The following is a 12,519-nucleotide window of genomic DNA, read 5'->3' as shown; positions in this document are numbered from 1 at the left end:
CTCATGGCTAGAGCGCGCAAGACAATTACCCCGGATCCGTATGCAAAACCGATAGCAAAGGTTCTCTCCCCCGAGCAGAGCCTTCCGGGCAGATTACCGAAGGTTTCAAGCAAGGGGACCAGTTCCAGACGCTCCTTGGCGTAACCGGTTCCGGCAAGACGTTCACCATGGCAAACGTCATCAAGAACGTGGGAAAGCCTACCCTCATCCTCACCCACAACAAGACCTTGGCCGCCCAACTCTATGAATTTTTGCACCACAATCCTTGAATGGGTTGGAATTTGCATCAGAATTCAAACATTCTGTCTGGAACCTTATCTGATTTCTGCATACGAAGGATCTCGGTTGTCACAATACTTTCCACACCTTTGACCAACACCGACACAACCATTTTTTTCATATTGTTGTTCGCATCATAAGTGAACGTGGTAAGAACATCGGCATTGTCCTTCACAGACTCCAATTTTTCGATACGCTTCAATTTACTATTGTAATACAACGTTCCAGCGGATCCCTGTATAATATATGTATCATCTGAAAAAAACTTCGGCTCTTTCCATTCACCCGAATCTAACGGATTGAAATTTCCATAGGATGACGATTTCAATGCTTCGGCATTGTAATCTAGGATTTGCGACTTATTCGTCTTTAAATCCACAACCTTCATTTTATTTCCATTCACAATGCTTCGCTGGTTTAAAAAATTACTTTTTATTTCAGTGTAGCTTTTGTTTTCTCCTTTGCTCACAATGTAAACATCAGTTTGCTGATACACACCCGCAGCGCGAACAGACGTACGAAGGTTCATTTCAATGGAATCTCGAGGAATTGTTTTTTCCTTGAGCGCCGCCTTTACCTGCTCTAACGAGAGGGCAAATGATTGAGAAACCAAAAACAAAAAAAGAAGAAATGTTGTTTTTTTCATAGCTTAATCCTTTATGCAACGTAATGAATGCTTGGGATAGTTTTGTCCTATTGTAAAACCAACTCCCATAGCCACCACATACGACAAATTAAAGTCTTTAGCGGTTGATGTCCAATATACAGCATAGTTGCCAGATATGGTCCCGTCTAACAACCATTCCCCCGCTGGTTTAGAATTAAACCCACAATCATCAGTTCCTGGAGTGTATCGTTCTCCAAAATCAGAGGAACTTATCAACCTAGGACCTGCAAACTCCGCCCCCCCCATATTTTTAGCTAACACATTCCATTCGTCCACAGAGGGCACATGCCACCCGGCAGGGCAAATGGTGTCTAGCAAAGCCCGGTCAAAGAGTCCCAAATCCTCACCATCAATATGTAGCGAATAAAACCTGCCGAACGTATCGCAGAAGCCTTCGATTTTGTCATAGCACAGGCTGAACGGTGCGTCGAATTTCAAGTTCTCGGCCATCCACACTTGGTTGCCTATTGTGGTGTACTTGTACACCTGTCCGTCGCGTTCGTCGGTGAATGAACCTCGATTCGGCTCTCCGCATGCGTTCGTCCCTTCGGCTGGGCAGACGACGTTTGCGTCAAAAGTGTCCTTAGGCTCCGAAGGGCTATCTTCGGAACACGCGCAAAGCAAGGAAACAAAAGCGGTAAAAAGAATGAACTTTGTTTTCATGAGAATGTTAATTCTTTAGACACCTAATAGTCATTCTGGGGTGATTTATTTCTATTGACTGACTTCCAAGATTATAGGCATACATTGTATCATAACTTCTTCTTGTAGAAGTCCAATAAATAGCATAAATTCTATCTCCAGAAAGTTCTCCGTTTAACATCCAGGATCCTGCAGGCAGGGCGTTAAAACTACAATCATCAGAACCAGAGTTATAATATTCTCCAAAATCATTGGATGACATTAATCTGGCACTTCCCTTTTCACCTTCCCCAACATTATTCGCCAATTCATTCCATTCATCCACCGAAGGCACATGCCACCCAGCAGGGCAAATGGTGTCCGCCAAAACTTGATCAATGAGGGCAAAATATTCGCCATTTACGTACAGAGTGTAGAACCTGCCGAACGTTTCGCAAAAATTTTCTTCTCTGGCATAGCACAGACTGTACGGTGCGTCAAATTTCAAGTTCTCGGCCATCCACACTTGGTTACCGATGGTGGTGTACTTGTACACCTGTCCATCACGTTCATCAGTGAATGAACCTCGGTTCGGTTCGCCGTATGCGTTCGTCCCTTCGGCTGGGCAGACGACGCTTGCGTCAAAAGTATCCTTTGGCTCCGAAGGGCTATCTTCGGAACATGCGCAAAGCAAGGAAACAAAAGCGGTAAAAAGAATGAACTTTGTTTTCATGAGAATGTTAATTCTTTAGACACCTAATAGTCATTCTGGGGCGATTTATTTCTATTGACTGACTTCCAAGATTATAGGCATACATTGTATCATAACTTCTTCTTGTAGAAGTCCAATAAATAGCATAAATTCTATTTCCAGAAAGCTCTCCGTTTAACATCCAGGATCCTGCAGGCAGGGCGTTAAAACTACAATCATCAGAACCAGAGTTATAATATTCTCCAAAATCATTGGATGACTTTAATCTGGCACTTCCCTTTTTACCTTCCCCAACATTATTCGCCAATTCATTCCATTCATCCACCGAAGGCACATGCCACCCAGCAGGGCAAATGGTGTCCGCCAAAACTTGATCAATGAGGGCATAATATTCGCCATTTACGTACAGAGTGTAGAACCTGCCGAACGTTTCGCAAAAATTTTCTTCTCTGGCATAGCACAGGCTGTACGGTGCGTCAAATTTCAAGTTCTCCGCCATCCACACTTGGTTGCCGATGGTGGTGTACTTGTACACCTGTCCATCACGTTCGTCGGTGAACGTTCCTCGATTCGGTTCGCCGTATGCGTTCGTCCCTTCGGCTGGGCAGACGACGTTTGCGTCAAAAGTGTCCTTAGGCTCCGAAGGGCTATCTTCGGAACACGCGCAAAGCAAGGCCACAACCATACTAAAGCCCAAGCCAAGCCATTTCGTATATTTCATTTTATTATTCCTCATACAAACATTTCCTTAATTCAAAAGACTCCACGACAGTATTTCCGTCCCTCGGCGAAGCACTATGTAACTAGAAGGCCGAATCGACTTAACGTCTACCGTCACCGAATGTTCGCCAATGTCCCACGATCCCTTATAAAGCGTTTTCAACGGGGCACCCATGGCATTCACCATTTCAAGGATGTAATAACCGTTTTCCTCAATATTCACGTAAATTACGTCACCTTCCCTATGCACCAGGTCTGCATATTTTTCATTGGGAATATAACCTTCACTGTATTTTGGCTGGGGAGCATTGCCCCAGAGCAAATTACCCAATTTATCCAGCACCACGATAGAATCGGCTTCAACCATTCCGTAATTATTCAAATTATAATGGGAGGGGTCATCCTTCGCGTTAAAATCGATTGTCCTATTTGGATGATGCATCGCGAACTGCACGCCGCTACCATAATCAGACTTATCTCCCGGATTTAAAAGAACATCGTACACAAACGAAATATAGTACAAATCACCACCGGCATTAACCATCTGACTAGTTGCAAAGGCACTCCAGTTCACATCGAATTCCGTTTTTGCAGAATCCCTGAAATAGTAGCGCATTTCAAAACCATCTACAGGAGCACTGCCAGTATTTTCAACATACACAGCAAGATTGCTAGCACTTGCGGAACCGTATTCATAATCCATTGCCATTGCGCGAACCTTGATTTTGGCCTTTTGCACAGGTCCATCTTCATCGTAGCAAGCAAACTCGTTAAGCAAGTTTCCGTCTCCATCTAGCAGGGCTACACCCGTTGCATTGGCATAGCCAGATTCAGCGTCCTTAAGATAACTTGGGTCATCGGTTTTGTCCCAATACGGGAAGCAGTTGTCCGGAGAAGTAATTCGATGCAAACCGATTAACGGTCCTTGACCAAAGTACGCGGTCCCGTATGCAGCAATCGTTTCGGTCAATGCGAATTCGGCATAGAATACGGAGCCTGCATCATTCACAACACTCATCGGAGCGTCCGGGAAGAACGAAGTCGCGTTCACATTTTCGCCCTCACCCTTGTAGTAATAACGAATCCTTGCATTTTCAAACGACTTGTCTGTCATGTTGCGCAAATCAAAGCGAACTTGGGCCCACTTTTTATCTTCCAAGGATTCGTATTTCATAAGCACTTTCACCCTAGGGTCTGGGTTAACCCAAGAAGATTCATTATAACTGATTTGATTATCTTCAATATTGGCGCTACTGCTTGCTAAAGCTATTGCAGCCACACCAAGGTTTCCCAATGGACGAACGCCAATCTCGTTGACACCGGAGCTTAGACTAAGTCCAAGATTTACAATTTTCTCACTCTTCCACAGACCCGTAGAAGTTAACTTAAATTCTCCTACGCTATTTCCATTAACAAGAATCTCGACCCTGGAGTCCTCAGAAACATAATTCCTATGAAGAAGATAGAGGGAATAATTATCGGCATTCAAGTCAACATTCCAAGTCATCACACCGTCATTGCCAATAGACTTTTGACGTAGATAAGCCTTGCCCGGAGCTGAACAGGACTGATCAACCACAAGGCCGTCCCTATCCTCCAAATCTACTGCGCGAACTGCGGCAAAATTCACCTCATCCACACTAAGAACTCCTTCGAATATGCTCTGAATCTGTTCTTCAGAAAGTGCCGAAGAATAGAACCGCAAATTAGAAATGCTACCGCCAGCACTACGCACACCATTACGAGCGCCAATAGAAAGCTTTCCATAACCTCCATAAAGCAGTTCTTTACTCAATTTTATGGTTTCCTCATATTTGCCATTCTTATAAAGGCTAGCCTTCGTTCCATCCACCACAACCACAAGGTGCGTAGGGATATTCGCTTCACGTTTTGTATTGAAGTAGAATTGTTCAGAGCCAACCCTCAAGAAATAACGATTGTACGTTCCAAGGCCAAATGTCCACTCATTTTTCCCGACAAAACTTAGAATAGACCAATCTGCCCTTTGGGTATTATTGGAATTAAAATTAAATTCAAAAGAGAAGGGACGAAGGGTATCTAAAGCAGGTAATATATATCTGCTACTTGCGGAATCTTTCGCTGTTAGATTAACACCATATTTAGCACCCCATGGCTTGTTAACGGAAGAAAGATCCATGTGCAATCGCCTAGATTTATCTTTCGTCATGATTTCATACGCAATATTTCCAGCCCCCTCTGCAAGCGGATACCACAAAATCAAAGAAGACGGATATGGATACAGTTTTTCCGTTTGTTTTACAACTTTATCCGTATTATGACCGTAATCCTCTGCAATAACCGTAATGGTCGCCATACAGGCGATACATTCATAAAGGTCTTTTTTCTTTAGATTAAAGTCATGTTGCAAAATACCATTTTCGGGAATGGTAATGCTTTCCACAAGACTACCACCAAGGAAAAGTTCCATTGTAGTCCCTTTCAATTTACTTTCGGCTTCATAGACATCTGCAGCCACATGAACAATACGTCCATCGCCATTATCGGAAACCGAGATGTCAACATTTTCAATCACCGGAGCTGTAGAATCCAATTTCACAACAGGACCCAGCTTTTGCTCTGTATTACCATCAAGCCCATAGAACACGATAAACGATTGATACAGGGAATCAATTTGATTCAAATCTGTATTTTTTGCACGCCAAATAATCGGACGTTCAGAAGCACCATGATGCTCTGCTGCCACATTGCTTGAATTCTTCAACTGAAGAAGATAATTACTCTTTCCATCGCACAAATAAGGATACTCTAGCCAACCGTTGGCCGTTCCCATCCATAGTGTATCACCCCACAAAGAGTCCATTTGACTGCAGGAGAACGTCCCTATTTCCTCTGGAATAGAATCTGCAATTTCAACACTATCGGCCATCAAAGAATCAAGTGCTACAAACTTGGAGAATGTTGAAGTTTTAGCAGTTATTCTTACAAAAGACCAGGAAATCGTACTCGTATCTTTACAAACGACAAGATTGGAATCAAGATAGACAAGGCCAAACGTTTCCAAAGGAACAAGTTTCTTATTTTGAACATCGGGCTTGTAAATTTTCAAGTTACGCGGATCAACATTATCTTTTTCCAATGAAGTTCTAGAAATATCCATCGTAACAAGAGGCTCTTTACCTGCAGCAAATTTGTGAGAAGGGAGAACCTCTATTACAGGGCCTACCGGTACCATATTCCTAAACAGTTCACAATCGTAGCACTCGCTCGGATCCATGGTACGCACAGTCACATCAGTATTTTTTTCCCAGGAACCTTTATTAAAATGTACAGACACATTGTGATATGAAGAATATACCGTTATAGAGTCTTCAGGTTTTACAAGTTTTCCTATGCGGACATCCAATTGACGATAATAGGTTATATTGTTAAGACCACTATAAGTCAAGAAAAACGAGGTGTTTCCCTGAAGTTCATTAACATTCTTTGACACCTTAATCGGATAAGGTACAGTTGTGTCCAAGATATCCGAATTTTTCCCAGCCACGTTGAATCGCATACCATCTTGAATATACGAGACATTCCAATCACATACTGCGTAAGGAACTCGGCCAAGCAATGAAATGATTTCATCTTCTCTTGACGCATAAACGTCCAAAGAAGTTCGATTCACATTAAATTGTTTACCTAGGGAATCATAGGACGCTTTAAAGTAAGGATGTCCGATGAGGTTTGTATCGCCCTCCATATTCCTCTTATATACGGCAACATTGCCTACAGAGATATTTTTCGCCCAATTTGTAGAAAGTATGGAATCCTTTTGATTTTGATTAACAACACTTTTCAAAGAAATACTATTGTTCAAACTTGTATCAGCAACAAAAATCGAATCCTTTGATCGGTAGAAATCCAACTTAGCCAAATAGGACTGTCCCTTATTAGATATAGTATAACGTATACCATTACCTGATTTTGAAGAAACAGTATCCCAATTGTCTGAATTCCGACTATTAGATTTAAGAACGTATTTTCCGCTCAGTAAATTATCTATGCCAAAACTGGGCTCTTGCAATTCAGCACTCCAAGTAACAGAATCAACCTTTACCGAATCAATCTTTTGCGCCACACCAGCATTTGCCGGAGAATTGGAGTTTACCAAGAAATATTTATTTACGCTGGCATCTATCAAAGGATTACGATAGTAACCATTTTCTAGAAACTTTGCTTCCCATTCCCGTTCAGTCCAGTCATTTTGTTTATAATGGACTCTAGAAACCCATTTGTCACAGCCATAAAAACGAGAATCCTTACCCTTGTCACTTGGTAAAGTGCATGTTCCGTTATCATAGGGATAAGCCACAGCAAAAGAATTATCCGTATAGACAATTCCCGCCAATTCAGCGGAATCCTTAGTCATCATGGGTGCCACATCAAATTTACAATTCAAGATATTCGCCACACTGCCGATATCCTTGTCAAGTCCATTCACGGCATCCTCATCATTACTTGTAAATACTGCCAACTGCGAATCATTGGGGCCTTTGGCCTCTGCTTTATAAGCAACGTCTCCGCTACCCAAATAGAATCGCCAACTCAGATTCGAAGAACTGATCGCGCCGTTAATTTCATCATTGAACAACAGCGGATTTTCCGGTTCCAATTTCATTGGCAAGCGTTGGGCTTCAAATACAGTCGGGCCATTATCAAAAGTGCCATCCGAGACCCACTGATTGCCATTATAGAAATTGTAAAAATTCGAGTCCCTCTGATTAGCAAGTTTTGTAACATAGCCATCACCCCCATAAAGCGTTTTGTTTATCGGGTCAAAGCGAACATAGCGGTTCGCCAAGTTGTTCGTGCCCCAATTTTCTGGCTTAGGATCCCAATACTCAGGATTCATTTCAAGAACAAATTTGACTTTTATATCTGTACCAGACCCCGTATAAGAGCAATGTTCTTCGTCATAATTATTATCATAAAGGTTTTCTTTACCATCAACAGGCTCTAACGAGACATTCACCATATAGGCATGAGGATTGAACCTAGCAACAATCGCCGTGTCTATTTCATCAACAGCCCGTTTAGCGCCACATACAAAGTTCAAATCGTCATCAGCCAAAGGATCTTTTATTTGATCGGTTTCACAAACTGTTTTTGCTGAGGAAACTTGATTAAAATTATTATTTAGAGAAACAGACTTTGCAAACACATTAAAGTTTTCAATTACGGCTTCGTAATACAAAGGCTGTCCCTGCCAATTAGTGAACCAATCATACATAGGAGATTGTTCTTCTCTATCAACATACCAATCCTTTTTGTAAACTTCGCTCCAAGCAAGGTTGTTTATTTCAGACTGTCCAGCATCCTCCACAGCATTCCCATTAAACCCTGTTTCAGATAAAAAGTCACTTATTTGTTTATAAGAACTAGCTGGGAAAATTTTTATTGCAGCCAAAGCATTCAATGTATCAATTCCTTGATCAAATATATTACTATGATTCACAAAACCGTAAATCAAGGCATCATTGTGTGTATTATTCACCGGGTCCAAATCAAAAGTAATCCCTACCTTTTTTTCATTCTTTTTAAATATTATTTGATCAACCTGGATTCTATAAAAATACCCTTGGTATTTGGACTGAGATTTACATTCCGTCGTTCCAAACCCATGCTTTCTATATCGACCATTATAGCCCCGAGTTTCTCCCATCACAAGCGTCACGACCGTCGCCTCGAATTCGTCACGGGATCTTCGAATACCAAGACTGGGCCTTGTTTTCTTATACATGGTAGGCCTCTGAGTTCCACCATAAACATCCCATGTATAATAAAAAGTACGTTCCTTCTCGGGTAAAACCGTAGCAACAAGGTCAGAACGAAGCAAATAATCAGCCTTGCCCACATAACGATAATCACCGAATTCATCCAAGAAAGCTTCTTCCATTTTCAAGTCAGCCACAATTCCCTTTGAAGAATCCTTTGGAGCCTCAACCAAATTCGCTCCCAAGCTCAAACTAAACGGATAGTACAGCGAATCAATCACTTTTCCTTTCGCATCCGTAACAACAAGGCGTACATTGTACGAGCCGGGTTTCATAAGCTTATCATCTTTCACACCATTCCATTGTAGTGTATTCCATTGATTTGAATTTGTCGCCAAGACAAGTTCACTATCCAATAGGGAATAGACAGATTTTTTATCAGAATCTATAATATCAGCAGTTACGTACGCTGAGCGACCCGTCAACTTAAACTGGAATCCAAAATCAGCCGTTTTTACTTTAGAAGAATCTTTCATATTCTTTAAAAAGTCTATGTAATACTTTTCAAGGTTATTGCTAGAAATTTCAATTTTGGGTTCTTGATATTCCAAATACCATTCCGCATCTTCACTAATAATATTCTGTTCATTGCCTTTTTCGTACGCAAGCACATGCATTTTTACAAGAGATCCGCTAGGATACATCTTGTTCACCAAGCCATTCCACACTACATGGGTTTTGTATTCTTCTGGATGAACATAAACCACTGGCGACAGGGAATCCTTATACAAGGCCCCATCCACAGAAGAAACATCAACAGTAAAGGACGATGCCGTTTTGAATACCAGATGAACACTATCTTTTCCAAGAAGCCACTTCTTGGTCGTATTGTAAGCAGGAACCGTAAAATCGGGAACACTATCAATATGAACCTTTATACTATCCATCACAAAGCCAAGAGTCTCTGTAGAATCTGCGTTTGGCGAAGTTCCAAAATCTATTTTCCCATCAACAAATCGAACAACCAAAAAAGGATTCATACTTGTTGAATCGCCCCTATTCATAATGCCACTTGCATTTCCTGCGTATCTTACGTGCCAGGTACTGTCATCACTTTCCTGCCATATAGAAAGTCCCGTATCTGACGCTACGGCAGGCGTTCTAAACGGAGACAAAATCATGGAATCAAAAGACTTCTCCACTGCTTTTATATAAACAGAGGAATCTCTTGGCGAAGGAGCCTCTATGGTCGCATAAACAAACCATTTTGAGGTATCAGCAACATTCATAAGTTCTATAGACACGCTCTGCTCATTGCCCGCAACGTGTTTCTGGGTAGGTAAATTTACCACCAACTTCGGCTCACCAATTGAACTAGGAACAACATAATCGTCTACAATTACATTTCGCTCATTCGAAATCCATGCGCATGTATCGCAACTTCTTACAGAGAGTTTCAACACATAGTCATCTTTAGAAAGTTTAGCATCTGCAGTATTCCATACAGCCAAATCTCGTTCAGAAACAGAAAGACTTTTGTCAAAAACAAGATAACTCAATCCATCTTCATACCACATGGAGTCTTTTTTATTTCGCCAAGATAAACGGAATTCACCTACATTATCATTTCCATTCACATCTGGATTTGGTGCAATGCCCCTAACCAAAATTCGTCCACTATGGGGTGTAGGAGTACTATCTGGTAAAGTTATTTCTGGATAGCGATTTCCGACGCCCATAAAATTCATATTCTTGCCAAAATTACCCGCATGGTCATAACAACCCAAATAGACATACCAAAAACCATGACTTGTATCAATAACAGCAGACTTGATGTCAAAAATGAAATTCACGTCCGCTTTAACCTTTGTATTCGTTTCGGCGAATGGTCCAGTCCACGGCCCTTCCGCTTTATCCGTATTCACTTTTACAAAGCAACTTAAGTCAGAACGATTTCTAGCATCATCCAGGGATTGACTCAAATAGCCTGTACCTTTCTTTAATTCAGCAACACTTCCATAAGCGACATCGCCTAATGTAACTCCACGAATTTGCGGAGCGCTACGATCTACGCGTAATTTTGAAATCAACTTTTTAGAAGAACTATTGCCGGCTTCATCGGTAACGGCCACTGTCAAGCTATAAACACCATTCCCTAATCTATTAACTTCAGGTTCTACAAATACAAAGCGTCTATTATTTTGCGTCATTGAATCATTTAACAAATAACGAATCTTTTTAACATTGCCATTGTCAATAGAATCCGCAAAAGTCAATTCCGCTACAATATTTTCAGAGGTCCTGCCAAATAAATTCTCATCTACATCAAACGAAATTCTTAGCGTATCCAAGGCGTTCAGAACATAATCCGCACCGTCATTTTGTTTTGTGAAAGCCGGAAGAGCCGCATCGTGAATGCTCAATACCGAAACAGAATCATTTAAAATCTGCGGAGCAGCGTTATCCACAAGAATTTGTTTATGTATTACAGTGCCATTAATTCCATCCACAAAAGAAGCACCCGTCAGAACCTCCCGCCAGGCGGAATCACCGGAAATTTTTGCAATAGCATTCTTCATCGCTTTGCTTGGATTCGAAAAATCATACGCCTGCACATATAAATCAGCAATGCCACTCCAAGAAACGTTCTTTCCGTTCCATCCAATTTCATAGAATCGTTCATTTACATTCTCTTTTTGCAATAGCATTATCGCATCTTTTGCATTTTTTCGCACGATAAATCCACGAATGTTACGAAGAGCGCGTTCATCAACAGAATCTTTTGCAACTACATAAGCTATGCTATTTTCCTTTTTCGAAGAAACCACATACGGAGAAAGAGTGGTATCAAATTCCAAAATAGGCTTAGAGGTATCTCCCCACACAATAGTTTGCGGCGTGTATTTCACCTCTTGGCTTCCTATGGAATTATCCGCCTTCAAAGTCTTTACGCTATACGCAAGATTCCACTTAAGCGTGTATGTACTATTTTGCAAGGGATGTTGTTTCCATATCGAGGTCAAATCCGCCCAATATCTGTAACGGTGCCCCGAACCAGGCACACGATCTACTTGGACATTAATTGTAGAATCAACAAAATCAGGACCAACGACCGTTAACCTATGTTCACGCGTATCTGCTCCATATCCCAAATCATTAGCATAAAAATCAACGGTATCCATTCTAGACACCTTTTCAAAGGATTTTGGCCACCCCTCCTCCAATAAATAATCAACTGCTTGGAAAAGGAACGTAATGCGTTGATTATTGGCGTAACCAACCTTGTTCACAACATAAATGCTAATGTTATTAGCGCCATCTTCTTGAATTGCACTAAGCAATATACTATCTTTCCCCGTAGTCTTGTCCTTATTTAAAATCTCCTTCGGGCGAAATACAAAAAAGCCACCTTTTGTTACTGGGGATTTGGACAACGTCCCTATAGGCTTCGTTTCCCATTTATTGTCGACTCCACGGTAAATATTCCACAAATTACCATCTCGTTCATAAGCAATCTGCATTCTCGCATTAAAGTCAAACTTAATCAAGCGCAATTCATCCGGCTGAAAATCGTCTACTATAAAACGATATTCCTGAATAAAATCTCTAACAATAAACCCATCTAACGCAGCATACCTTTCCGCATCCTTTATCATCACGGCATTACTATTAGTCAAAGAATTTGAGGCATCATCAACATGTGTGGAAGCATTTAGGCAGCCTTGCTAGATGATTCTCTCGATTCCGATTCCCATTCGTAGGCTATCTGTACATCTACA

The 12,519-nt window shown here is 41.3% G+C and carries 5 protein-coding genes and 1 pseudogene; 1 reads left to right on the top strand and 5 read right to left on the bottom strand.

The annotated features are described in order from the left end of the window. Nucleotides 1-92: 92 nt before the first annotated feature. A pseudogene (locus BUB73_RS16285) lies at nt 93-263 on the top strand (DEAD/DEAH box helicase family protein); the annotation flags it as partial. A 23-nt stretch (nt 264-286) separates the two neighbouring features. Here the strand turns inward: BUB73_RS16285 and BUB73_RS16280 are convergent. The 5 genes from BUB73_RS16280 to BUB73_RS16260 are packed head-to-tail and all read right to left on the bottom strand — an operon-like array spanning nt 287 to nt 12,396. After that, on the bottom strand, nt 287-925 hold the full coding sequence (locus tag BUB73_RS16280; protein WP_073287503.1) for a hypothetical protein: 639 nt from the start codon (nt 923-925) through the stop codon (nt 287-289). A 3-nt stretch (nt 926-928) separates the two neighbouring features. Then, entirely contained in the window at nt 929-1,609 is a 681-nt protein-coding gene (locus BUB73_RS16275; protein ID WP_073287500.1) for an FISUMP domain-containing protein, read from the bottom strand. A 7-nt stretch (nt 1,610-1,616) separates the two neighbouring features. Beyond that, on the bottom strand, nt 1,617-2,300 hold the full coding sequence (locus BUB73_RS16270) for an FISUMP domain-containing protein (RefSeq protein WP_073287497.1): 684 nt from the start codon (nt 2,298-2,300) through the stop codon (nt 1,617-1,619). 7 nt (nt 2,301-2,307) lie between these two features. Continuing rightward, entirely contained in the window at nt 2,308-3,000 is a 693-nt protein-coding gene (locus BUB73_RS16265) for an FISUMP domain-containing protein (protein WP_175552228.1), read from the bottom strand. A 27-nt stretch (nt 3,001-3,027) separates the two neighbouring features. Then, the gene (locus BUB73_RS16260; RefSeq protein WP_073287491.1) at nt 3,028-12,396 is read right to left on the bottom strand and encodes a LamG-like jellyroll fold domain-containing protein; all 9,369 of its coding nucleotides are present in this window, start codon (nt 12,394-12,396) and stop codon (nt 3,028-3,030) included. Nucleotides 12,397-12,519: the final 123 nt, after the last annotated feature.

It is taken from the genome of Fibrobacter sp. UWH6, from assembly GCF_900142465.1.
In the GTDB taxonomy this organism is placed as follows: domain Bacteria; phylum Fibrobacterota; class Fibrobacteria; order Fibrobacterales; family Fibrobacteraceae; genus Fibrobacter.
The sequence above is the reverse complement of the archived record's forward strand: the minus strand, read 5'-3'. Positions and strand labels throughout refer to the sequence as shown.

What these genes read in the sequence shown, in the direction of transcription:
- BUB73_RS16280 (WP_073287503.1), bottom strand. Translation starts at nt 925, where the DNA reads ATGAAAAAAACAACATTTCTTCTTTTTTTGTTTTTGGTTTCTCAATCA.
- BUB73_RS16275 (WP_073287500.1), bottom strand. Translation starts at nt 1,609, where the DNA reads ATGAAAACAAAGTTCATTCTTTTTACCGCTTTTGTTTCCTTGCTTTGC.
- BUB73_RS16270 (WP_073287497.1), bottom strand. Translation starts at nt 2,300, where the DNA reads ATGAAAACAAAGTTCATTCTTTTTACCGCTTTTGTTTCCTTGCTTTGC.
- BUB73_RS16265 (WP_175552228.1), bottom strand. Translation starts at nt 3,000, where the DNA reads ATGAAATATACGAAATGGCTTGGCTTGGGCTTTAGTATGGTTGTGGCC.
- BUB73_RS16260 (WP_073287491.1), bottom strand. Translation starts at nt 12,396, where the DNA reads ATGATAAAGGATGCGGAAAGGTATGCTGCGTTAGATGGGTTTATTGTT.